At 56.7% G+C, this 23,914-nt stretch carries 23 protein-coding genes; 13 read left to right on the top strand and 10 right to left on the bottom strand.

From position 1 onward, the window contains the following. Window positions 1–104: 104 nt before the first annotated feature. The 4 genes from gpmA to RSF91_RS11535 all read left to right on the top strand — a co-directional run bounded on the left by gpmA (window position 105) and on the right by RSF91_RS11535 (window position 3,823). Window positions 105–848, top strand: a complete 744-nt coding sequence (gpmA, locus tag RSF91_RS11520) for a 2,3-diphosphoglycerate-dependent phosphoglycerate mutase (RefSeq protein ID WP_332568551.1) — start codon at window positions 105–107, stop codon at window positions 846–848. A gap of 132 nt (window positions 849–980) precedes the next feature. Further along, window positions 981–2,492 (top strand): S41 family peptidase, encoded by a 1,512-nt coding sequence (locus RSF91_RS11525; protein ID WP_332568552.1) that lies wholly within the window; start codon window positions 981–983, stop codon window positions 2,490–2,492. Window positions 2,493–2,565: 73 nt separating this feature from the next. Then, the gene (locus RSF91_RS11530; protein WP_332568553.1) at window positions 2,566–3,312 is read left to right on the top strand and encodes a HesA/MoeB/ThiF family protein; all 747 of its coding nucleotides are present in this window, start codon (window positions 2,566–2,568) and stop codon (window positions 3,310–3,312) included. Window positions 3,313–3,442: 130 nt separating this feature from the next. Then, complete coding sequence (locus tag RSF91_RS11535; protein ID WP_332568554.1) at window positions 3,443–3,823, top strand: response regulator; 381 nt, start codon at window positions 3,443–3,445, stop codon at window positions 3,821–3,823. 48 nt (window positions 3,824–3,871) lie between these two features. Here the strand turns inward: RSF91_RS11535 and RSF91_RS11540 are convergent, their stop codons facing one another. Next, complete coding sequence (locus RSF91_RS11540) at window positions 3,872–4,504, bottom strand: response regulator (protein ID WP_099735844.1); 633 nt, start codon at window positions 4,502–4,504, stop codon at window positions 3,872–3,874. 136 nt (window positions 4,505–4,640) lie between these two features. On the opposite strand from RSF91_RS11540, the gene RSF91_RS11545 reads away from it, so the two are divergent. From RSF91_RS11545 to RSF91_RS11565, 5 genes are all read left to right on the top strand, one after another. Beyond that, window positions 4,641–5,990: a sensor histidine kinase gene (locus RSF91_RS11545; RefSeq protein ID WP_332568555.1), complete on the top strand. Its 1,350-nt coding sequence runs from the start codon at window positions 4,641–4,643 to the stop codon at window positions 5,988–5,990. Between the two features lie 162 nt (window positions 5,991–6,152). Then, window positions 6,153–6,314: a DUF1328 domain-containing protein gene (locus RSF91_RS11550; protein WP_332568556.1), complete on the top strand. Its 162-nt coding sequence runs from the start codon at window positions 6,153–6,155 to the stop codon at window positions 6,312–6,314. A 164-nt stretch (window positions 6,315–6,478) separates the two neighbouring features. After that, window positions 6,479–6,967 carry a hypothetical protein gene (locus tag RSF91_RS11555; protein ID WP_332568557.1) on the top strand — a complete coding sequence of 163 codons (489 nt, stop codon included), beginning with the start codon at window positions 6,479–6,481 and terminating at the stop codon, window positions 6,965–6,967. Window positions 6,968–7,040: 73 nt separating this feature from the next. Further along, window positions 7,041–7,361, top strand: coding sequence for a BON domain-containing protein (locus RSF91_RS11560; protein WP_332568558.1), 321 nt, complete (start codon window positions 7,041–7,043; stop codon window positions 7,359–7,361). Window positions 7,362–7,484: 123 nt separating this feature from the next. After that, entirely contained in the window at window positions 7,485–8,570 is a 1,086-nt protein-coding gene (locus RSF91_RS11565; protein WP_332568559.1) for a zinc-binding metallopeptidase family protein, read from the top strand. A 10-nt stretch (window positions 8,571–8,580) separates the two neighbouring features. Here RSF91_RS11565 and coaD read toward each other — a convergent pair whose 3' ends face one another. From coaD to RSF91_RS11585, 4 genes are all read right to left on the bottom strand, one after another. After that, the gene (gene coaD, locus RSF91_RS11570; protein ID WP_332568560.1) at window positions 8,581–9,075 is read right to left on the bottom strand and encodes a pantetheine-phosphate adenylyltransferase; all 495 of its coding nucleotides are present in this window, start codon (window positions 9,073–9,075) and stop codon (window positions 8,581–8,583) included. Between the two features lie 171 nt (window positions 9,076–9,246). Continuing rightward, a complete protein-coding gene (gene rsmD / locus RSF91_RS11575; RefSeq protein ID WP_332568561.1) occupies window positions 9,247–9,951 on the bottom strand; it encodes a 16S rRNA (guanine(966)-N(2))-methyltransferase RsmD in 705 nt (234 codons plus the stop codon). Beyond that, the gene (locus RSF91_RS11580; RefSeq protein ID WP_332568562.1) at window positions 9,948–11,300 is read right to left on the bottom strand and encodes a M16 family metallopeptidase; all 1,353 of its coding nucleotides are present in this window, start codon (window positions 11,298–11,300) and stop codon (window positions 9,948–9,950) included. Before RSF91_RS11580 ends, rsmD begins: the two co-directional genes overlap by 4 nt. A 138-nt stretch (window positions 11,301–11,438) precedes the next feature. After that, window positions 11,439–12,908: a M16 family metallopeptidase gene (locus RSF91_RS11585; protein WP_332568563.1), complete on the bottom strand. Its 1,470-nt coding sequence runs from the start codon at window positions 12,906–12,908 to the stop codon at window positions 11,439–11,441. Window positions 12,909–12,936: 28 nt separating this feature from the next. On the opposite strand from RSF91_RS11585, the gene ftsY reads away from it, so the two are divergent. Next, window positions 12,937–14,100: a signal recognition particle-docking protein FtsY gene (gene ftsY, locus RSF91_RS11590; protein ID WP_332568564.1), complete on the top strand. Its 1,164-nt coding sequence runs from the start codon at window positions 12,937–12,939 to the stop codon at window positions 14,098–14,100. Window positions 14,101–15,187: 1,087 nt separating this feature from the next. Here ftsY and cutA read toward each other — a convergent pair. Together cutA and RSF91_RS11600 are read right to left on the bottom strand one after the other, a co-directional pair. After that, window positions 15,188–15,547 (bottom strand): divalent-cation tolerance protein CutA, encoded by a 360-nt coding sequence (cutA, locus tag RSF91_RS11595; protein WP_169108516.1) that lies wholly within the window; start codon window positions 15,545–15,547, stop codon window positions 15,188–15,190. A 42-nt stretch (window positions 15,548–15,589) separates the two neighbouring features. Next, the gene (locus tag RSF91_RS11600) at window positions 15,590–16,594 is read right to left on the bottom strand and encodes a 2-dehydropantoate 2-reductase (protein WP_332568565.1); all 1,005 of its coding nucleotides are present in this window, start codon (window positions 16,592–16,594) and stop codon (window positions 15,590–15,592) included. 250 nt (window positions 16,595–16,844) lie between these two features. Here RSF91_RS11600 and RSF91_RS11605 point away from each other — a divergent pair, with 250 nt between their 5' ends. After that, complete coding sequence (locus RSF91_RS11605; protein ID WP_099735831.1) at window positions 16,845–17,054, top strand: hypothetical protein; 210 nt, start codon at window positions 16,845–16,847, stop codon at window positions 17,052–17,054. Window positions 17,055–17,144: 90 nt separating this feature from the next. Here the strand turns inward: RSF91_RS11605 and RSF91_RS11610 are convergent, their stop codons facing one another. From RSF91_RS11610 to RSF91_RS11620, 3 genes are all read right to left on the bottom strand, one after another. Then, window positions 17,145–19,439, bottom strand: a complete 2,295-nt coding sequence (locus RSF91_RS11610; protein WP_332568566.1) for a xanthine dehydrogenase family protein molybdopterin-binding subunit — start codon at window positions 19,437–19,439, stop codon at window positions 17,145–17,147. Beyond that, complete coding sequence (locus RSF91_RS11615) at window positions 19,439–19,906, bottom strand: (2Fe-2S)-binding protein (RefSeq protein ID WP_332568567.1); 468 nt, start codon at window positions 19,904–19,906, stop codon at window positions 19,439–19,441. Before RSF91_RS11615 ends, RSF91_RS11610 begins: the two co-directional genes overlap by 1 nt. Window positions 19,907–20,544: 638 nt before the next feature. Next, complete coding sequence (locus RSF91_RS11620; protein ID WP_332568568.1) at window positions 20,545–21,570, bottom strand: AraC family transcriptional regulator; 1,026 nt, start codon at window positions 21,568–21,570, stop codon at window positions 20,545–20,547. Window positions 21,571–21,701: 131 nt separating this feature from the next. On the opposite strand from RSF91_RS11620, the gene RSF91_RS11625 reads away from it, so the two are divergent. Both RSF91_RS11625 and RSF91_RS11630 read left to right on the top strand, forming a co-directional pair. Beyond that, on the top strand, window positions 21,702–22,919 hold the full coding sequence (locus RSF91_RS11625) for a porin (protein ID WP_332568569.1): 1,218 nt from the start codon (window positions 21,702–21,704) through the stop codon (window positions 22,917–22,919). Between the two features lie 22 nt (window positions 22,920–22,941). Beyond that, window positions 22,942–23,913, top strand: coding sequence for a Bug family tripartite tricarboxylate transporter substrate binding protein (locus RSF91_RS11630; RefSeq protein ID WP_332568570.1), 972 nt, complete (start codon window positions 22,942–22,944; stop codon window positions 23,911–23,913). Window position 23,914 lies beyond the last annotated feature (1 nt).

The following is a 23,914-nucleotide window of genomic DNA, read 5'->3' on the forward strand; positions in this document are numbered from 1 at the left end:
GCCTGAAGTGGCTTTCCTGGGCTCGCTCCCGGGCAAAGGCCCAGCCTCTAGAATGCACGGTTTTGACTTTGTGTCATTACTGCTTTGCTACTTTGAGAGAATCCATGTACAAGCTCGTTCTGATCCGCCACGGTGAATCCACCTGGAACCTAGAAAACCGCTTCACCGGCTGGACCGATGTGGATCTGACTGCCACCGGCGTCGAACAGGCCAAGAAGGCCGGCCAACTGCTCAAGGCAGAAGGCTTCGACTTCGATGTGGCCTATACCAGCATGCTCAAGCGTGCCATCCGCACCCTCTGGCATGTGCAAGATGAAATGGACCGCACCTGGCTGCCCGTGGTGCATAGCTGGCGCCTCAACGAACGCCACTACGGCGGTCTGCAAGGCCTGAACAAGGCTGACACCGCCAGGAAGTACGGCGATGATCAGGTTCTGGTCTGGCGCCGCAGCTACGATGTGCCGCCTCCGGCCCTCGAAGCCTCGGACCCCCGCAGCGAGCGTGGCGATCTGCGCTACGCCAAGCTGCAGCCCGAGCAGATCCCGCTGACCGAGTGCCTCAAGAACACCGTTGAGCGCGTGGTTCCTTTCTGGAACGAGTCCATTGCCCCCGCCATCAAGGCTGGCAAGCGCATCGTCATCACAGCGCACGGCAACTCCATCCGCGCGCTGATCAAGTATCTGGACAACATCGCCGACGACGCCATCGTGGGTGTGAACGTTCCCAACGGCATCCCTCTCGTTTATGAGCTGGATGCCGATCTCAAGCCAATTCGCCACTACTACCTGGGCAATGCCGAAGCGGCAGCCAAGGCAGCCGCTGCAGTCGCAGCTCAGGGCAAGGCCTGAGATTCCTTTTCGCCGCCCATTGCCCAGACTGCTTAGCTAGTCTGAACATGGGCTGACGCAGCAGAAGGCCTATGGAACCTCATAGGCCTTCTGTCGTCCAAGGTGTATATTGCGAATGGTTAAAGGGGTGCTATGGGTCAAAAAATCAAAATTGCAGGCTGGATCTCTGTAGGCGTGGTCGCTGGTGCGCTGACCACCGTATCGCTGCAGACGCTGGCTCGTGGCGGCGTAACGCCTCTGCCACTTGAAGAAATCCAGCAACTGTCGGCCGTTTTTGGTCTGATCAAAACAGATTATGTGGAGCCGGTCAGTGACAAGAAGCTGATCACCGATGCCATCTCCGGCATGGTCTCCAGTCTTGATCCCCACTCCCAGTACTTCGACAAGAAGACATACAAAGAATTCAAAGAAGGCACTACCGGCAAGTTCGTTGGCGTAGGCATTGAGATCACCATGGAAGATGGCCTGATCAAGATCGTCTCCCCCATCGAAGGCTCGCCAGCCTTCCGCGCAGGCCTCAAGACCGGCGACCTGATCACCAAGATTGATGACACTGCCGTCAAGGGCCTGACGCTCAATGACGCCGTCAAGCGCATGCGTGGCGAACCCAATACCAAGGTGCGCCTGAACATCCTGCGCAAGGATGAAAGCCGTAGCTTCCCTGTCTCCATCACGCGTGAAGAGATCAAGACCCAGTCGGTCAAGGGCAAGGTCATCGAGCCCGGCTACGCCTGGATTCGCCTGAGCCAGTTCCAGGAACGCACGGTCGATGACTTCGTCCGCAAGGTCGAAGAAATCTACAAGCAGGACCCTAACCTCAAGGGTCTGGTGCTGGACCTGCGCAACGATCCGGGCGGCCTGCTAGATGCAGCCGTCGCCATCTCTGCAGCCTTCTTGCCGCCCGATGTGCCCGTGGTTTCCACCAACGGCCAGTTGGCCGAGAGCAAGGCGGTCTACAAGGCATCTCCCGAGTTTTACGCCCAGCGGGGCTTTGGTGACCCGCTGCAACGCCTGCCTGCTGCGCTGAAAAAGCTGCCTCTGGTTGTACTGGTCAACGAAGGCTCGGCCTCTGCCAGCGAAATCGTGGCCGGCGCCTTGCAAGATCACAAGCGCGCTACCGTAATGGGCAGCCAGTCTTTCGGCAAGGGCTCCGTGCAAACGGTTCGTCCTCTGGGCCCAGAGACCGCACTCAAGCTGACCACTGCGCGCTACTACACGCCTAGCGGCAAGTCCATTCAGGCCAAGGGCATCGTCCCCGATCTGATGGTGGATGAAACCCCAGAAGGCAACCTCTTCGCTGCTCTTGGCATGCGTGAAGCGGATCTGGAAAAGCACCTCTCCAGTGGGCAAGGCGCTGAAGTCAAGAACGACGCACTGGAAAAAGCTCGCGAAGAAGCCCGTAAGCGCCTGGAAGAAGAAGCGAAAAAGCCCGTTTCTGAACGCCGCCTGCCAGAGTTCGGCTCTGACAAGGACTTCCAGCTGCAGCAAGCGCTGAACAAGCTCAAGGGCCAGCCCGTGCAGGTCAGCAAAACGCTGACAGAGCGCAAAGTTGAAGACAAGTCCGACGATGCGACCGCTACAGATAAAAAGCCTGCCGTGAAGAAATCGCCTGAAAAGAGCGAATCCGACAAGAGCAAAAAATAAGCTCAGGGTTGTAGAACCCTCCCAACCAGCCGGGCTTGCCCGGCTTTTTTCTTGGACCCATGGAAGCCAACCGATGAACGATGATCAATTGCTGCGCTACTCCCGCCACATCATGCTCGACGAAATCGGCATCGAAGGTCAGGAGCGAATTCTTGCCGCACATGTCGTGATCATTGGCGCAGGTGGCCTGGGCTCCCCTGCTGCGCTGTATCTGGGCTCTGCCGGCGTAGGTCGCATGACCATTGTCGACAACGACACTGTGGACATGACCAATCTGCAGCGCCAGATTGCCCACACCACCGAGCGCATCGGCATGCCCAAAGTCGAATCCATTCGCACAGCAGTACACGCCATCAACCCAGAGGTTGATATTCGCTGCATTCAGGAGCGCGCAACGGATGCCTTGCTCGATGAGCTACTTCCAGAGGCAACTGTCGTTCTGGACTGCACCGATAACTACAAGACCCGCCATTCCATCAACGCCGCCTGTGTGCGCCACAGCATTCCGTTGATAGAAGGCGCGGCTATTCGGCTGGACGGACAACTCATGGTCATCGATCCTCGAGCTTCTGACAGCCCTTGCTATGCCTGCGTCTTCCCGCCTGAGGCTGAGTTTGAAGAAATTCAGTGCTCGACCATGGGCGTTTTTGCACCACTAGTGGGGCTCATCGGCACCCAGCAGGCGGCAGAGGCAATGAAGCTGATCGTCGGTTTTGGCCAATCTTCTGTCGGACGACTCCAAATGCTTGATGCACGCACTTTGGAGTGGAGTACGATGAAAATTGCTAGGGTTAAAACCTGTGTTGTTTGCGGAAGCTGAAATGCGCTTTACGTAAATCAACATTACAATCAAATTGTATAAAACATAATTTGTTTCACTATGCGGGAGCTTGGTAGCTCTCACTTAGTTTCCGCAAAAAACAGTCATCCTCACTACCCCACCTGCCGCCGTGAAATTGCGCACCTTTTTCGTTGAAGACAACCCTACGATTCGCGAGAACCTGATTGCGACGCTGGCAGAGCTTGCGGACGTCGAAGCGGTAGGTCTCGCCGAGACTGAGGCTGATGCATCGGAGTGGCTGAGCAGCAACCCAGGCGCATGGGATCTCGTCATCGTGGATCTGTTTTTGCGCGAAGGTAGTGGCCTTGGCATTGTCACTAGCTTCCAGCATCGCCTTCCATCGCAAAAGCTGCTGGTGCTCAGCAACTATGCAACCACAGATGTTCGCGAGCGCTGCCTAGAACTGAATGCCGATGCTGTGTTTGACAAATCCAATGAAATCGATGCTCTCATCGACTTCTGCATTGATCTAAACACGGCAAAAGCCTGATCGCTGCCGCAAATAAAAAGAGGCTTGGATTTTCCAAGCCTCTTTTCGTTAATCGATCAAACGATTCTTTAACGCGTAATATGTCAAATCACTATTGGAAGAAAGCCCCATTTTCTCCATCAGTCTTGTCCGGTAGGTACTTACCGTCTTGACACTTAAAGAAAGTGATTTAGCAATATCACCAGCCGTCTCACCGCGAGCCAGTTTCAGAAACACCTGAAACTCGCGTTCAGACAATTGCTCGTGTGCAGGCACATCATCTTTGCGATTGAGTTGCTGTGCCAGCAGGTCAGCCACAGCAGGCGTCAGATAACGTCGGCCCAGTGCAACAGTTCGAATCGCCTCGGCAATATCCTGGGGGTCACATTCCTTGTTTAGATAACCGCTGGCACCTTGGCGAATCAAGTTGATTGCGTAGTGCTCCTCAGGGTATCCACTGAGAATCAAAATCCCCATGTCCGGCGCTTTAGCCCGGAGCATTGCCAGTGCATCAATGCCACTTTGCCCCGGCATGGACAAATCCATCAGCAGCACATCGATCTCTTGCTCTCGTACCAAGTCAATGGCCTCTCGTCCATTGCCTGCTTCTCCAACTACCCTCAGGTCTACATGCTCAGACAGGAATTGGCGTAATCCCGAACGAACAATCGCGTGGTCATCCACTATGCCTACTTTTATCATGAACACCTCTTTTTCATGAAGTTGCGCTCGTCTTCCCCGGCGCATAACATTTTTAAGACCCGCACTATGATGTCAGTCATTGACGATACGATTATGCAGAATATCAGGTAATTGCCTTGTAGGTGAGAGGATGTAGATGCGCTGGACCAATATCCGCAAAATTGCAGTCAGCCTGACGATCGCGATCATTGCGGCTGTCTTAATGGTGAGTATTAATGAAGCTGGCTATAAACGATCCTTGCAGGCACTGGATGCACTCACCCAGACACAAAGCACCAGGGCCAAGCTCAATTTGCTGATGCAGCAAATGCTGGATGCAGAGACGGGTCTGCGTGGCTATCTACTTACAGGAGAAGAGCGCTATCTAGAGCCTTATAACTCCGCAAATACAGCCATCAGCGGCAGCATGGATGAGCTGCGCCGCATCTTCATCATGGACCCCAAGGATCTGGCAATCTTCACTCCACTGGCCCGCCAGGTCGAGCGCAAGACCAGTGAGATGGAGCTGAGCCTGCGCCTGTATCGCCAAGGCAACAACGAGGCATGGCGGTTTGTGATGTTTACCGATGTCGGCGTAGAAAACATGGATGCCATCCGCGGGCACATCAAAACCCTGGTGGACAGCATCGACCAGCGTGCTAAAGCCAACCTCGCTGATATCGAACAAACACTGAGCTTGTCCCGCATCGGCATTGCCACCGTGACTGCGCTGGGAATTCTTGGCTTCTTCATGTACTTGCGCCAGGCGAACGCCCTGCAGCATTCGCACCAGCGCGAGCAAGAAATTCAGCGCGAAGAGCGCAATCGACTCGAAGAAGTGGTGAGTGAACGAACTGCCACACTGACGGAACTGGCAACCCACCTGCAGCAGGTGCGCGAAGATGAGCGCGGACATCTGGCTCGTGAACTGCATGATGAGCTGGGATCACTGCTGACCGCCGCCAAGCTCGATGTGGCAAGACTCAAATCAAAGATTGATACCTCAACGCCCGAAGTCTCAGAGCGAGTCGCTCACTTGATCGAAACGCTCAACAGCGGGATTGCGCTCAAGCGCCGCATCATTGAAGACCTCCGCCCCTCGTCCCTCTCCAATCTGGGCCTGACCACCGCTCTAGAAATTTTGACCCGCGAGTTTGGTGAGCGCAGCAGCATCGAGGTGGAATGCAGTCTGGAACCTGTCGATTTGACGGAGTCAACCCAGCTAACGGTGTACCGCGTCGTTCAGGAATCGCTGACCAATATTGGCAAATACGCCAAAGCCAGCCATGTAATAGTGACCGTTCACAACTACCCGACCTATGTAGCTGTGCAGATTCAGGATGACGGTCAGGGCTTTGAGATGGCCAGCATGCGCCCCAACTCCCACGGGCTGGCAGGTATGAAGCACCGCGTTGAAGCCGTGGGTGGCCGACTCACCGTAGCCTCGCAACCCAGTAAAGGAACGACTATTTCAGCCGTCATTCCACTGGCCATGGCGAATGCCTGATAGTAAGTACTTCGTAGGAATTTATCCTACGCAAGTGTCCGAAATTGCCCCTACGCAGTAGGAAGATGCTCACCGTCAGCACCTTTGGCATCGAACCTCTACAGTCAATAGATGGCCCTTGGCAGCAACTTCTGCCGGGCCTGTATTCGCGAGGAGAGAACCATGCTGCACTACGCTATCGTCTTTATTATCATCGCCTTGATTGCCGCCGTCTTTGGCTTCGGCGGCATTGCAGCCAGCGCTGTAGGCATCGCAAAAATTTTATTCTTCGTCTTCCTCGTGATGGCCGTCATCACCTTCTTGGTTGGACTGGCGAAGAAATAAACTTTGCTTTGCAAATGTGTAGAACTTTGTTCGTATGCATTGCGCAAACAGGGAGTATTGGCCATGATTCCTCTCAGCTTCTGCATTTCAGAAGTTGCGATGTTCATGAGCTGCATGACCGCACACTTTCGTAAGAATTTTTAAATTTCTGGGAGTTTCAGACAATGAGCCAAGCTGCAAAAGACACCAAAGACACAATCGAAGACCTCAAGAGCACAGCCAAAGAACTGGCTGGCGATGCAAAAGAGGCTGTGAATGGTGCAGTGAGCTCCGCCAAGAACACGGCTCACAAGGTTGTTGATGCCGCCGAAGACATGGCTGACGACCTGGCAGACAAAGCCAAAGACACCGCGCGCAGCGCGCGCCGCACGGCTTCTGAAGCCATTGACTCAACAGGTCGTCACCTGCGCAATGCTGATGATGAAGTCAACCCGCTGATCGACAACCTCGCCAACCGCGCGCAAGATCTGGCCGAGCGCAGCATCAACTTCTGGGCCGATAACTCTCACCGCGCCCGCCGCCAGATCAATACGGCTACAGACGCCACCACCAAGTATGTGAGCGAGCAGCCCGGCAAATCGGTACTGATTGCTGCCGCCACGGGCGCAGCTCTGGCTACGGCCTTCTTCCTCGGTCGCTCGCGCAAGAAATAAGCTTTCAGCTCTTTTTCTGCAGGCGCCTTAGCAAAACGTTTTGGCGCCGTTTTCAACACCAAGGGGGAAACCTATGAAGAACATGGCTCGTGCTTTGACGTTCAGCCTCGTTGCCGTCACAGCCGTTCTGGGCACTACCGCTTGCTCGGTCGCCCGTGACCAGCAAACCGTCGGTTCCTACGTTGATGACGCAGCCATCACCGCTGCGGTAAAGGCCAAGATGGCTGAAGACAAGAGCGTGTCTGCTACCGCTATCAGCGTGGAAACATTGAAGGGCGTTGTACAGCTGTCAGGCTTTGCCAAGTCTGATGCGGAAAAAGCCCGCGCTGCTGAAATTGCCCGCACAACAAAGAATGTGCGCGAAGTGCGCAACAGCATCGTAGTCAAGCCCTGATCTTCACATCACCTGGAAGCGGGGCCTGACAGGCTCTGCTTTCCTCAGCCAAAGCCAACTTCGAGCTGGCTTTGTTTTTTGCGCCTACACCACGGCACCACAGTTCGCCGCTAAAGTGATTGCATGCGAGTTTTCAACTGCGAGGCCTGCGGCCATCTGATCTACTTTGACAGCCTGCAATGCGTGCATTGCGGTGCGGCTCAGGCATTTCTGCCCGATCAGTTAAGGGTCGGGATTCTTCCGCCCTCCAGTACTACTTCGGATGCGTCACCCAACTACCTGACAGCGCGCTACCGGCCCTGTGCGCACCGGCACAACATCAGCCTGTGCAATTTTGCGATAGAGGCGTCCGACCCGAATCCACTCTGCGTTTCCTGCCGCCAGACCGAATGGCTGCCAGACTCCAGCAACCCTGCCAACGAGCTGCGCTGGGCCAAGATTGAAGTCGCCAAGCGGCGCCTGTTCTACACCTTGGCCAAGCTTGGCCTGCTTGACCCTCATGGGCACCGGGTGCCCGAGCCCCGGTTCTCACTGCTTGCGGATATTCCCGGTTCCACCCCGGTGATGACGGGCCACGCCAGCGGCATGATTACCCTCAACGTGGTCGAAGCTGACGATGATGAGCGCGCCAGACGCCGCCTTGCGCTGCGTGAGCCATTGCGCACGCTGATTGGCCATCTGCGCCACGAATCAGGACATTTTTACTGGGATCAATTGATAGCGCATAGCGCTTGGCTGGAGCCATTCAGAGCCCTGTTTGGCCATGAAAATCTGGACTACGCGCAAGCCCTGCAACAGCACTACAACAAGGACCCTCTGGACACCCGCTGGCGCCAGAGTGCCATCAGCGCCTATGCCACATCCCACCCATGGGAAGACTGGGCCGAGACCTGGGCGCACTACCTGCACATGGTGGATTTGATGGAAACAGCGGCCAATTACAGCACCAGCATCACCGTGCCGGATATTCCCAGCTCGGGACCACAGCTGATCTGTAACCCGCTGGGGAACGAGCCTTTGGACTTTTCTGTGATGCAGGCCCAGTGGGTGCCCCTGACGCTGCTGCACAACAGCCTCAACCGCAGCCTGGGGCTTGAGGATGCCTACCCGTTCTCCATCTCCGCCATGGCATGGGACAAGCTACGCTTTGTGCACGACCTGATCGGCGACTACCGCCAGAAATCTGGCTTTGCAGTGCCAGCCCTGTGATTCACCGCCCTTAGCTGCTACGGCCCACCTTGGTCATCAGCTTTTCGTGCACGCCCTTGGAGACGAACTTGTCCACCTCGCCATTGAGCGTTGCAATCTCACGCACAAAGGTGGAGCTGATGAACTGGTAGCGGTCGCTGGGCGTGAGGAACACGGTTTCCACCTCGGGCATCAGCGTGCGATTCATGCCTGCGAGCTGGAATTCATAGTCAAAATCCGTCACCGCACGCAGACCGCGCACCATGGCTTTGGCTCCGCGGGCCAGCACAAAGTGCGCCAGCAGGCCATCAAAGCTTTCAACCTGAACCTGCGGATAGTTGGAGCAAGCCTCGCGCACCATGGCAATGCGCTCGTCCAGCGTGAACAGTGTTTTCTTGTGATGACCGGCCGCCACCGCCACGATCACCTTGCCAAACAACTGCGTGGCCCGGCGCACCACATCCTCATGGCCCAGCGTAATCGGGTCGAAGGTGCCGGGGTAAACGGCAATCACGTTCTGGCTCATGGCTTATCTCTCCTGCGGCTTTTTATGGGTTTAGATGCTGCTGCAGTGCAGCACAAAAGCATTATGCATGCAGCCCCAAAGCGCGCTGTTTTTGCATAAAAAAGAGCTGCTAGCGCCTTATTTATCAGCGCTAGCAGCTCTTATATCAATAGCAAATTAATGCTTTGATGCTTATTGCTTTTTCAGCAGGTGGGCGTGCACCGCTCCCGCTTTCAGATAGCGGTACAGCTCCAGCCCCATCTCCAGCAAGCGCTCTTCAGACCAGGCCTCGGGAGCCTCCAGATAGATGAAGCCGCCGTCATTCAGCGCAGCCATGGCCGCCTTTACGGAGGGCTCGAACAGGTCAACGCTCTCAAAAGGCGGGTCAAGCAAGATCAGGTCCTGGCCGGTAGCCGTTTTCAGGCAGCTCAGGCCATCGCCACGCTGCACGCGCACCATCTTGGCATCCAGCTTTTGCTGCAGACGCTGCAGTTGCTGCACCAGCGCCGGGTCTTGCTCGTTCATGATGACGCTGGTGGCGCCGCGCGATGCGGCTTCAAAGCCCAGAGCGCCTGTGCCAGCGAAGGCATCCAGACATTTCCAGTTCGTCAGGTCCTGACCCAGCCAGTTAAACAGAGTCTCGCGCACGCGATCAGGCGTGGGGCGCAGGCCGGGCTTTTGCGCCACGGCCAGGCGCGTGCGGCGCCATTGGCCGCCAACGATACGAATTTCACCCGCACCCGTACTCTTGCCGGAAGATGCGGCACCCTTGGCTGCGCCGGGGCGACCAGGCTTGGTCGCAGCCAGCTCCTGAGCCTTGCGCTCGGCCTCGGTAATCATCTTGTCCAGTGCCTTGCGGCCTGCGGGGGTGTGTAGTTTGATGGCGCTGCGGCTCATGGCTTGGATCCGAGGGTAATGGTCACCATGCGATCGGGTTGCACCATGCGCTGCATGGCGTCCTTCACGTCTTTGGTGGTAAGAGCCTGGACGCGGTCCGTCCAATGCTCCAGATAATCAAGTGGCAAGCCGTTCCAGGCGATGTTCGAGACATTGCCCAGCAGCTTGCGGTTGCTGTCTATGCGCAGCGCGAAGCCGCCGACCAGATTATCCTTGGCTGCCTTCAACTCTTTCTCTGTCGGGCCTTCTGCGATGAACTTGCGCAGCACATCCTGCGAGACCTTGAGCGCCTCGGCCGCCTGATCAGGGCGGGTCTGCAGGCTGATCACAAACGCGCCACGATCAAGGCCGGGCGAGAAGTCGCTGGAGACACCATAGGTCAGGCCACGCTTTTCACGCACCTCTTCCATCAGGCGCGAGGTGAAACCGCCGCCGCCCAGAATATGGTTACCCACCATCACCGCCAGAAAGTCCGGATTGCTGCGTGCAATGCCGGGCTGGCCGATCAGCACCTGCGCCTGAGCAGACTCAAACGGAATGCTCTCCACCTTGGCCTCCTTCAAGTCCTGCACCTTGGCGACTGCTGGCAAAGGCGCGCAGTCATTGCCGTTGGTCGCTTGCAGTGGGCCCAGCAACTGCTTGACCATGGCATCGGCCTGCTCGCGGCTGACCGCCCCCACCACACTGACCTTGGCACGGCAGGCCTTAATCAGCTCCTTGTGAAAGGCTTGCATGGCCGAGACATCGATCTTGCTCAGGCTATCGACCGTGGTCTGGTAACCATAGGGCGAGTTGCCAAACACATCCTTGCGAAAGGCCTTGGAAGCAATGGTGCCGGGGCGTGTATCGGATTCTTTGATCGATGCGCTCCAGCGCTCGCGGTCGCGCTGCCACACGGCATCGGGCCAGCTGGGGGCAGCCATCTGGCGTGCGGCCAGGGCCACGGCTTTTTGCTGCAGATTGGGCACGGTCAAGCTACGCAGACCAAAGGTAAAGCTGTCGCGACCTGCATTGGCACCAAAGCTGGCACCCAGATCGGCCCAGGCCTGGCCCAGCGCGTTTTCATCCAGCGCAGGCGCATCGCCAGCCGCCTTGATGCCCTTGGATGTCATCATGGCCACGGCAGCAGCCAGACCGGCCTGGCCTTGCGGATCGCGGCGGCTGCCGGCGTCAAAGTCCATCTGCACATCCACCATGGGGATGCCGGGGCTTTGCACCAGCCAGACCTGCGCACCGCTGGGCTGGGTCCAGTGCTCAATAGGCAATATCGCCCAGGCAGATTGAGTTAAAAAACCCATTCCAGCGCTTACAACCAAAGCGCCAGCAGCTATCTTTTTCATAGTTTTCATGTGTTCAACCTCTGTGTTCCACAACGCTGCGTAAGCATAGGCGCGCCCCATGCGCGAGCAGCCAAGCAAGGGCTGCCCTGCAGCAAAGGCTGCGTCCCCCTTCGAGGGAAGATGCGCAGCGGCTCAGGGGGTGTTTCATCAATGCACCGATCCGCCCATGTCAGCCTTACCCGACATGGGGCGCTGGGGCTTGCCACCTGCAGGCAGGGGCTGGGGGTTCAAGGTACCAACGGTGAGCTGGTCATCGCCAAAATACTTGGCCGCCACGGCCTTGACTTCGTCTGAAGTCACTTTTTGCAACTCCGCCAGCAGCTTGTCTTCAGCATCCAGCGGCATGCCCTGAATCCAGTAGCTACCCAGGTTCTGGGCCTGACCCATGACCGAATCGCGCTCGTAGACGTTGGAGGCCATCCACTGAATCTTGACGCGCTTGAGTTCGTCTTCTTGCACACCCTCGTCGGCAATTTTCTTGATCTGGGCACGCAGTGCGGCTTCCACATCAGCCACGGTCTTGCCCTTGGCGGGCACGCCCGTCAGCATGAACAGACTGGGGCCACGGCCCATGATGCTGGCCGAGCTACCAGCGCTATCGGCCACGCGGCCATTGGCCTGGCCTTCGCCCTGCACCAGTGCGCGCTCCAGGCGGGCGCCGTCATAGCCATCCAGCACGGCAGACAGCACCAGCAGCGCCAGCGCCTCTCTGTCATCGACACCCATTTTTTCCACGCTCTTCAAGGTGGGCGCGCGGTAAGCCATGGCGATAAAGGCCTGTTCTGCGGGCTGCTTGACCTCAATGCGGCGTACACCAATCTGCGTGGGTTCGGTCTGCGGCTTGCGCTGCGGCACGGCACGGGCAGGCATGCTGCCGTAGTATTTCTCGGCCCAGGCGCGCACCTGGTTCACATTCACATCGCCCACGACGACCACGGCCGCATTGGCGGGCACATACCAGCGCTTGTGGAAGTCGCGTACATCAGCGGGAGTCATGGAGTCCAGATCGCTCATCCAGCCCACCACGGGGCGGCGGTAGGGCGACGCCATGAAGGTGGCTGCCATCAACTGCTCCATGAGCATGGCACGCGGCTGGTCATCGGTGCGCATGCGGCGCTCTTCCTTGATAACCTCGATTTCCTTCTTGAACTCAGAATCGGGCCACAGGTTGTTGGTAAAGCGGTCAGACTCCAGTTTCATCACGTCTTCAAGACGATTGGATGGAATCTGCTGGTAGTAGCCGGTGTAGTCGCGCCAGGTAAAGGCATTGTCCTGACCGCCCAGAGCTGCCACGCGGCGCGAAAAATCACCCGGCTTGACGGTTTTGGAGCCCTTGAACATCATGTGCTCCAGCGCATGAGCCACGCCCGTCGTGCCATCTACCTCATCCATGGAGCCCACGCGCACCCAGACCATGTGCACCGCCGTAGGCGCGCGCCGGTCTGGCTGCACAATCAGCTGCATGCCGTTTTTCAGCGTGAACTGCTGCACCAGCGGTGCAACTTCAGCGGCCGTGGCAGGCACAGGTTTTGACGATGCGCCCGGTGCAGCCAAAGCTGCCCCAGCGCTCAAACAGGCCATTAAGCCCAGTGCAGGGAGTACGAGTACATGTTTCATAGAATGATGCGATTCTAAAAACCAGCCAATGTTCAGTTTTTTCAAGAAAAAGCCCAGCCCGCCCAATGCGGTGGAGCCCACGCCAGCTGCCCCGGCAGCTGCTGCGCCCGCTCCTGTGATCGAGTCCAAGCCCAACCCACAGGATACGCCTGCGGTGCCTGCCGAGAGCGCCAGCGCCTCGTGGTGGCGCAAGCCCTTTGGTGGCGGCGATGACAAGCATACCGAAGCAGCGCCAGCCACTCAGGATTTTGTAGCAGCCCCCGAGCCTACCGCAAAGCCGCAAGCGGATAACTCCCGCCAAAGCTGGATGGAACGCCTGAAGGCCGGCCTGCGCAAGACCGGCTCCAGCATCGCCACCGTCTTTACTGGCACGCAGATCAACGACGCGCTTTATGAAGAGCTCGAAGATGCGCTGCTGATGGCAGACACTGGCGTCAAAGCCACCCAGCACCTGCTGGAAGACTTGAAGCGCCGCGTCAAGGACACCAAGACTACTGAGCCCGCCGCCGTCAAGGCGCTGCTGGCCGATGCCCTGACCGACCTGCTCAAGCCCCTTGAGAAGCAGCTGACCATTGGCGAGCATCAGCCCACCGTGGTCATGGTTGCCGGCGTCAACGGCGCGGGCAAGACCACGTCGATTGGCAAGCTGACCAAGCACCTGGCCGACAACGATCAGACCGTACTGCTGGCCGCCGCAGACACCTTCCGCGCCGCTGCGCGTGAGCAGCTGGGCGTATGGGCCAACCGCAACACCGTGGAAATCATCAGCCAGGAAGGTGGCGACCCCGCCGCCGTGAGCTTTGATGCCGTTTCCGCCGGCAAGGCCCGCAAAAAAGATGTGGTGCTGGTCGATACCGCCGGTCGCCTGCCCACGCAGCTGCACCTGATGGAAGAGCTGCGCAAGATCAAGCGTGTGGTCAACAAGGCCGACGGCACTGCACCGCACGAAGTGCTGCTGGTCATTGACGGCAACACCGGCCAGAACGCTCTGACTCAGGTACGCGCCTTTGACGATGCCCTGCAGCTGACCGGCCTGATCGTGACCAAGCTGGACGGCACCGCCAAGGGCGGCGTGCTGGCCGCGATTGCGCAGGAGCGCCCTATTCCCGTCTACTTCATCGGTGTGGGCGAGAAAATCGAAGACTTGGAAACCTTCAGCGCCCGCGAGTTCTCGCAGGCTCTGCTGTCCTGATCTACAAGCAATTGATGCCTATTTGATAGCTGGCAGCACCTGATTCCTATGAATTTCAGGCCCCTTCAGCAGTCAAACCTATGAAAGGAGCGCGCAAGGCGCTCCTTTTTTATGGATACGAGGGTTTCAGGCCTGCCGTAAGTCGCCACAAATAATGCGACTGCCTTCTCAGCGGCGCTGTGTGGCTGCGCCACGACCCCACCACATGATTCGACAAAGTTGATGCGACTGGCCCAGGATGTGACACAGTTACGGCGACTTAAGCAGACGGGCTGTCGAATGCCTCTGAACGGCAAAAAGCAGTCACTTGATCTTTGCTCTTCTGTGCTGATCACAGACTGCGATCTTGATCTTTCTAGGTTTGCCTAAAAATCTATCGCCTGCCTGTCCACTATCATTGCTTCACTTAAAGTTTTATTGGAACGACAACCAAGTTTATTTGGTCGTCTATATCTAATTAGGCGGCACGATGATGTTCGGAACGAAAGGCGTGGCTTACCAAATTCACAGACTCCTCGTTTGGTTTGGTCTTTTGCTCGCAGTTTTTCCCGCCGCACTTGGTCATCTAATGACCACCATCATGCTCATCGCTGCAACGCCGACTCTGTGGCTCGCTTACATGATTGGTTGGTGGGCGCTAGGTGCTCTAACTCGAGTCTTTCTGAACTTCCTAAAAGGGTCGCCTGTGCCCGGCGGCGCTACTTGGCTCGGAATAACTGCAGGCTCAGTGACCGTCATTGCCTTGCTGTGGCCGGTGTTCACAGGAACGCCTCCATGCGCCTCCTGCTCGGCTCCCCCTGGCTTATTGACATACAGACCAGAACTACTTTGTATTTTGGTTGGTTTGCATTGGACATATCTTTACTGGCGAGGGTTCCGCCTAACAGGTCGCTCCAGTGGACCGCCTTCGGCATCCGCTGGGCTAGAGCGTTAGTGGTTGACGGCAATGGGTCGATCAGAGACCGTCGCTGGCTGACCCAAGCCGCCTACTTAGTTCTGTTCGATCTCACATAAGCCCAGCGTCAAATTGCTGGGCTTTTTTATGGTGTCAGCGATGCAGAGACTGAGGCCAGTCGCAATTACTCTGCTAGGCCTGCACCTGCTGCTTGAGCCACTTAGCGTAGTCGCTCAGGCAGCGCTCGGTACGCATCGTAATTTGCGGCACCTCGTAGCTGTGCTGGTCGCGCATCAGCTTGGTTAGCCGCTGCAATGCCTCTGGCAAGGTCTTGCAGACCAGTCGCCACTCTGGCGATGACTGCAGCACTCCATCCCATTCGTAGTACGAGGTAATGCGCTCGGTCTGTACACAGGCCGCCGCCTTGGCAGCCACCAGCGCGCGCGCCATGTCTTCGGCCTCGCCAGAATGGCCCACGGTGGTGGTCACCACGCAGAGCGTGGCCCAATGGCTTTCGGGTGAAGACGCGGTCTTGGTCGATAGGGTGCTCATGCAGCCTAGTCTAGGCCCAAGACCATTCCAACCCGCCAAGCGTTACAACGGATACAAACCCAGCTGCTGCGCCCGCAGCCGGGTGAGCCCCAGCAGCGCATCGGTAAATGGCGTGGCAATGCCGCACATGACGCCCATCTCGCGCACTGCGCCGACCAGCGCATCCAGCTCCACCGGCTTGCCACCTTCCACATCCTGCAGCATCGATGTCTTGAAGCCACCCAGCTTGAGCGTGACCTGATGGCGGTCTTGCGGCGAATCACTGATCGGCAGTCCGATGCGATCGCCAATCTCCTTGGCCTCCAGCATCACAGCGGTGATGAAGTTGCGTACCAGCTCATCACCCAGAATCTTGTCCGTCGTAGCTCCGGTGATGGCACTGACGGGGTTCATGGTCATATTGCCCCAGAGCTTGTACCAGGCGTCGCGCTGGATGTTGCTGGAGACCTTGACCTCCAGCCCTCCCACGCGCAGCAGCTCGGCCAGCGCCAGCAGGCGCGGCGTAGGTTCGTCGCCGGGCAGCGTCATGGGCTCACCCACGATGATGCTGTTACCAAAATGGCGGCGCACCACGCCGGGCGCATCCAGCGAGCAACTGGCATGCACGACCGAGCCAATCACCTGCGTGGTGGGAATGGCCTGCGCAATCTCGCCCTGCGGGTCCACGGTCTTGAGCTGCAGGCCGCGCAGGCTGGCATCCACCCCGCCAGCCAGAAACCACCATGGCACGCCATTCATAGCGGTCAGCACCAGCGTTTGCGGGCCTATCAGCGGCGCAATCTGGCGTGCCACATCCGGCATGGCCGGGGCTTTGACAGCAATCACCACCACATCCTGCACACCCAGCGCGGCAGGGTCTTGCTGGGCATTGACGGCCACGGTCTCTCGCGTATCGCCATGCACCAGCGTCAAGCCGTTTTGCTGCAAGGCAGCCAGCGTCTGCCCCCGCGCCACAGCGCTGAGTTCACACCCAGCCTTGGCTAGTGCCACACCCAGCCAGCCGCCAATGGCACCCGCGCCAAAAATGCATACCTTGGTCAAATTCATCTCCATATCTCAGTTTTATGTTTTATCCGGGCGCAGCAAAGACTCTCAAAACAAGAGCATCTCGCGCTTGATGAGAAAGCGCTTGAGGCTTTTTTCATACTTAATTTTCACCGGGCGGGCGCATCTTTGCGCATTGTTGACACGTGAACATCAGTATCAACCCGAGAGAAACTGAAGGCCGTTGACAGCTGACAGACCCGCCAACCGGGTGCCCGCTGCCTTGTTTTTTGTATTTTCAAGGACTGTCCTCATGAGCTCCAGCAACACCATCAACCTGACCGCCCAAATCACCACCCTGAGTACGGCGCTGCGCATCGTTCTCAATGCCAGCCCCGATGCCGCTCAGGTACGCGAGCAACTGGCCACCGCGCTGAACCAGTCCATTCATGACGCGCAGGAAGAAGGTATGTGGGACAACGCAAGCGGCGTCAAAACCATCAAGGCCGCCTTACTGGGTTGATCTCCGTTGATCGGTTGATGCACTGATCACCGCTCCATGAAAAAAGCCGGCCGGGCCATTTGCCCGCCGGCTTTAGCATTCAGACTCCGATCAGATGACCTGACGAATCGGCAGCGATCTCACTCGCTTGCCTGTGGCCGCAAAAATGGCATTGGCCAAGGCCGGAGCAACCGCAGGCAATGGCGGCTCGCCCACGCCTCCCAGCGGGACATCCATGCCACCGCCCACCAGATGGGTGCGAATGGTCTGTGGCTGATCGGCATGGCGCAGCACTTCATAGTCATGGAAGTTGCTTTGCTGCACGCGGCCCTTGGCAAAGGTGATTTCGCTGCTCATGGCCAGACTCATGCCCATGATGACGCCACCTTCCAGCTGCGAGCGAATGCGCTCGGGGTTGATCTGCGGTCCGCAGTCCAGCGCCGTATCCACCGCAATCACTTTCACATTACCTTTATCGTCCACCGCCGCTTCCACCACCACGGCGGAATAGCTCATAAAGCTGTAGCAGAAAGCCAGCCCCAGTCCATGGCCCTTGGGCAGTTTTCGGCCCCAGCGCGCGCCACGTGTCGCTGCTTCAATCACCGCGCGCAGACGGCCTGTGTCATAGGGGTATAGCGTGGGCGATTCGGTGTAGTTCCAGCTATCACTCAAGTCCTTTTCAGGGTTGAGCTTGCGCGGCGGGCCAATCAGCTCAAGTGCATATTGCTTATGGTCTTTGCCTGCTCGGTGGGCCAGTTCGGCAATAAAGCTTTGCGCCGCAAATGCATGAGGAATGTTGTAGACAGCGCGGAACCAGCCGATGCGGGTATGGGCTTCCTCCTCGCCAGTCTCAATGCGTACATTGGGAATTTGATAGGGCATGTTGATAGCCCCCATCCCCATTTCCATGCTGCTCTGCCCCTTGGCACCTTCCTGAAACAACGAGCTAATCGTGGGTGCTGCAGAGCGGTGCAGCCAGGTCTGGGGCATGCCCTTGGCATCCAGCGCGGCCTCCAGATGATCAGCTGCCACTGCGTGAAAGAAGTCGTGCTGAATATCATCGTCACGCGTCCACACCACTTTGACGGGCGTGCCCGGCATGGTCTTGGCAATCAGCGCTGCCTCAACCGCGAAGTCCGGTTTGGACTTGCGGCCAAAAGCGCCGCCCAGCAGCAGCACATTCAGCGTCACCTTATCGGGCGTCAGACCCAGAACGCCGGCCACCATCTTCTTGGCCGTTTCTGCATCCTGCACCGAAGTCCAGACTTCGCAGTGGCTCTTGTCTGCGGCCAGCAAAGCTGTAGCGGTTGGCGGCTCCATGGAGGCATGGGCCAGATGCGGCACGTAGTAATCAGCCTTGACCATGCTCTTGCCACCCGCCTGCTTGACGGCTGCATCCAGGTCACCGTTGCTACGCATGATCTTGCCGGGGCTGTTGGCCGACTTTTCCAGCACCTTGCGGTACTCCGCCGAGTCATAGCTGGCATTGAGGCCGTCGTCCCAGTCCAGCACCAGGGCTTCGCGCCCCTTCATGGCCGCCCAGGTGTTACGCGCCACCACGGCCACGCCGCCCAGCGGCTGAAATCCTGGGGCCTTCTTGTAGACCGGAATTTCCACCAGCGTCTTCACGCCGGGCACGGCCAGTGCCTTGTCTTTTTGATAGCTGCGCAGCTTGCCGCCCAGCACCGCCGGGCGGGCCACCACGGCAAATACCATGCCTGGCAGATGCTTGTCCTGGCCATAGACGGCCTTGCCGCGGCCAATGTCCTCCAGATCGGCCACGGCAATCTTGCCCTTGCCGATATAGCGAAACTCCGCCGATTTTTTAAGCCGCAGAGCATCGCCCTTGGGTACGGGCTGCTTGGCCGCATCGGCAGCCAGCTCGCCATAGCCCAGGCGCTTGCCGCTGGCCGGGTGAATCACCTCATGCTGCACGGCCTTGACCTGCGCCACGGGCACGCCCCAGCGCGCCGCAGCCGCTGCTTCCAGCATCTGGCGGGCGGCAGCCCCTACTCGGCGCATGGGGCCGAAGAAGTGGCGCACGCTGCGCGAGCCATCCACGTTCTGGTTTCCATATCTGGCCTCATTGGCCTGGGCCTGAACGATCTTGACCTTGTCCCAGCGCGCCTCCAGCTCGTCGGCCACCACCATAGGCAGGCTGGTACGCACGCCCGTGCCCATCTCGGCCCGGTGCGCGATGATGGTCACCGTGCCATCGGCAGCAATGCTGACAAAGACCAGCGGGTCGTCGACCGTGCCGCCGGGCATGGAATCGGCCCCGTATTTCTGAGCCTCCTGCGCATGGACCACGCCCTGCGCCGTCACAGCCAAACTGAAAACCAGGGCCGCACTGCCTTGCAGCAAGGTACGGCGCGAAATCTCAGGCAATGTTGCGATTTCTTGCATCATTTGGCTCCTTGCAGGCGCTGCGCTGCCAGCTTGATGGCCGCACGAATGCGCGGATAGGTGCCGCAGCGGCAGATGTTGCCGCTCATGGCCTCGTCAATCTGCTTGTCCGTAGGCTTGCCATTGGTCTTGAGCAAACCGACCGCCGACATGATCTGCCCTCCCTGGCAGTAGCCACACTGAGCCACCCCCAGCTCCACCCATGCTGCCTGCACCACTTTGCCCACACGATCCAGCTCCATGCCTTCGATGGTGGAAACCTTCTTGCCCTCAACCGCCGAGATAGGGGTGATGCAAGAGCGAATCGGCTGGCCATCGAGATGCACAGTACACGCCCCGCACAAGGCCATGCCGCAACCAAACTTGGTTCCACACATTCCCAGCTCATCGCGCAATACCCAGAGCAATGGGGTCTCCTGCACCGTGTCCACCGACTGGCGCTGTCCGTTGATATCAAGAGTTGTCATCAGGGGTCCTTTTTTGTGGAGCGATCTGATCTGCATCAAACCTCAAAGCAGCATACAGACCCCATCAAACAGACACTAAAGCCCGACAGCAATGCTGTCAGCCTTCGTAAGCAAACACTTCCATACCTTCTAGCTACAAGCAGACAGCTCTAATTGATGCATCGGTAAGCAATTGAAATTCACCCCCAGTGAAAATGACACTTGTCGATCCTCATTGAGTCTTGTACTCGCGCCCCAACACAATCAATGACTTAGCGCTCGGTGAAGAGGCCAGTTTTGTACTCGTTTCTCACTGAGTGTTGTACTTTCCGGAATTTTTCTCACTCAGTTTTGTATTTTCCGAAATAGCGGCGTGGTTCACATATCGGAAGCGTCAAGTCACGCGTCCACTCCATCGATCTGCAGCACTTGAGACAACCCCTTCCAGGGGCATATGGATCATCAATAAGCCCCGATGCAACAAAGGCCGATGTCTTTGTGCATCGGAATACAGCGATCACTGCATGCAGGCGGCTGGGACAAAGTATTTGGAAACGCTGGAGTGACTACAACCGGCGAAGTTTGGTTGAAACCACTCCATGCCCCATATCCTTCGACCCAGTTTTTTGCACGCGGCGATATCTCGTCCAGATGTCAATTTATGCCTCAGGGCTTCGAGAATTTTTTCTCCACTCCAGCGGTGAGCAAAAAAACTTATCTCTAAACCAATGTGAGAATGCACTGCTAGATGAAAATCCCAAAATGGCACTGACGTCCGACATGGACATATCGCTATCGCGCAAATGCTCAATGGCTAACTCGCTGCGTATCCGTTCCAGTAAGAGCTTGAAGCTCACGCCTTCCTCTGCTAGGTGGCGATGAACCGTGCGCCGGTCCACACCCAGATGCGCGGCCACTTGTTTCGCGGTACAGCGCCCAGCCGGTAACAAGGCCAGCACCAGCTGTCGAATAGTGGAGATGCTGCTGTTTTGGTAGCTGTTCAGCGAGTCTTCCAGGTAGCTTCGCGCGAATTTGGAAATCGTGGTCTGGCGTTTATGCGTCTCTTTATTTAGATCCGCAAGCATGCATACGAAACCATTGAAGTCGCTGTTGAACTGCACGTCGCAGCCAAAGAACCGCCTGTGCAAAGTCAGGTCCGACGGAGGGCGGTGGGTAAAGCAGACGGTCACGGGGCGCCACTCGGGTGAGACCAGTTCTTGCACGGTCTTGAACACTACCGCGACGGCAAATTCAATACCCTGGCGTGCCGGCGACCCTTGATCGCTCACGATGCGCTCATGAATCAATAGCTTCCCATCCACCTCTTCGGTGTGAGAGACCAGCGAGGCATTCAACAGCTTCATGTAGCGCAGCAGGGTGTTGATCGCATGCCTGGGCGTCTTTTCTTCCTTCAACACGACACTGATCGGCCCCAGATCGGTGAAATCGCGCCGCGACGCCAGCAACAAGCCAAAGTCTGGGCGTTGGGTCGAAAGCGCTGAGCGCTCCAGCAGCTGATTCACCGCTCGTAGCGGAAGCCGTGTTTCCGGATTCTCCAGCAACTTGGCAGTTAGCCCGTGCTCGCGCAGCAGTGGCACGGGATTCGCCCCCAAGGCATGCATCAACTCCGGGTATGCCTGAAGACTGGCACTGCGTACCCAGTGCGTGAAACGTGCGATGTTCATGTCACAAATCAACAAAAAAATGTCCCATTTGATCAAGTCTACAGCAAGTTATGTACTTAGTATTAATCGTCAAGCTCTTCAAAGCGATGCGATTAAAAACGCATAAATAAAAAATAGGAGACAAAAAGATCATGACTTTTAAAACGCGTTCTACCATTGCGTGTTTTTTGCTTTCGAATTTATCGATACCTGCATTTTCGCAATCAAACGTCATTATTTACGGTGCCATTGATGCGGGTGTCATGTCCATTAGCGGTTTACCGATCGGCAATATTGGATATCTTCCCACCACAAAAATTAGCAGTGGAAAAACAGTGTTCAAAGATGGTGGCAGCGGGGCCAGTGTCTGGGGCTTGCGTGGCAAAGAAGACCTAGGTGGTGGCCTGAGCGCCATATTCCAACTGCAGGCGGCTTACAACTCCAGCACGGGCGTGGTGGGTGCGGGGAATAGTTCGGGGCAGGTTTCATTCTTCAATCACTTCAGCACGGTAGGATTGGCAGGCGGATTCGGTGAAATCCGTGTGGGACGACAAGCCTCACCAGTTTTCTTTTCACTGGCTGCAACCGACGTGCGCCAAGCCAGAAATTTTGGCAGTGCACTTACGGCACTCGTCGGCCTTAATAGTGCTAGTGGCGCGTATATAGGAAACAACTCAAATGCCGCTTTCTCCTCTATCTACAATGACAGGTCGATAAATTATCGATCGCCCACGTGGAATAACACAACATTCACTCTACATTACGCTTTTGGCCCGAGTGGCGGTAAGGAGGACTCTCAGCAGTCAGCGTCTATCCTATACAAAAATGGTGGATTGAGTCTTTCTGGCTTGATTTACAACGGTTATGGGAATAATTTATCCAGCGCAACCACCGCTTTTACGCTACGTGAAGGCAACGCTGTCGCAGGTGCTGCTGCAGCGCGTTCGGCCGGATTTAGTGAGTCAGCCAATACCAATCGACTTGGTGGAGCTGGAGCACTTTATTCGCGGGATAAGTACACCGTATCTGCTGGATATTACTTGGCAAGAAATCCCTCTAAGGCTATCGTGCCTGGCGGGTCTGCCAGCATGAATCAATGGTCCATCGGCGTTGGTTACCGTATGAATGCGCTGAATAATTTAACCGCAGCATATTACCGAATTGATGACAACACCAATAATGGACATTACGCTGAGCAACTGGTTCTAGGCTTTGATTACTTTCTATCCAAAAGAACCATGGCATATCTGGGTGGCGCCATCACTAAAAATAAAGGTGAGAACATGGGATTGAGTCCGCTATATGCATCGCCGGTAGCAGCGAACAAGAACAATGCTGCCGTGATGCTTGGCATACGTCACACATTTTGATTGATTAACTGGAGGTAATCTCATGAATGCAATGAATCGACGCAACGCACTCAGCTGGATGGGTGGAATGTTGGCTCTCCCCAGTTTCTCCACCTATGCATCTACCAAGGTTTTGAGAATTATTGTTGCAGCCCAAGCCGGAGGGACACCAGACATCGTGGCACGCCTGTTGGCTGAGCGACTGGCCCCAGTACTCGGCCGGCCGGTGATCGTAGAAAACAAGCCGGGTGCAGGTGGTGGCATTGGCATCCAAACTCTGCTCAATGCTCCAGCCGATGGCGATACGCTGATTGTAGGTGCGAGCAATATTTTGACCGAAATCCCTCATGTATTGAAGACCCGCTTCAATCCTTTGACGGATTTGCGGCCTATTGCCTTGTTGGCGCAAAGCAATATGGTATTAGTGGCATCCCCTTCATTGCCAAAAGACTTCAAGGCAATGACCACTTATCTGCAGAAAAGTCCCGGGGCTTATAGCTACGCGTCGTACAGCACTGGCACCAGCTCGCATTATGCGGGTCTGCTGTTTGCCAAACGCCTCGGTATTGAAATGCAGCATATCCCATTTCTCGGCTCGCCTCCAGCATTGGTGGAGATTATGGCTGGACGTGTTTCTATCATGTTCGATGGAATTTATACATCCAAGCCTTTGATAGATTCTGGAAAATTAAATGCATATGCAGTGACTTCAGAAAAAAGGTCACTGCAACTGCCAAATATTCCAACAATGGGAGAGTTGGGGTTACCTGAAATCAACTTCTCTAATTGGATTGGGGTTATCGGCAGTTCAAAAATCAGCGAAGAAGTTCTTGCAAAACTTCACGAGTCAATTATTGCCTGCACGAGTGACAAGGGTTACCAGGACGCCATTGTCAAAGGCGGTTTTGATCTGGTTAAGACAGTCTCCATGGGAAATATCAAGGCTATTACCACCAAGGAGCACCATGACAATGGCGATATTGTGAAGAAATTCAATATCAATATCAATTCTTGAA

The sequence above is a fragment of the Comamonas sp. genome (genome assembly GCF_036643215.1).
GTDB lineage: Bacteria > Pseudomonadota > Gammaproteobacteria > Burkholderiales > Burkholderiaceae_C > Comamonas.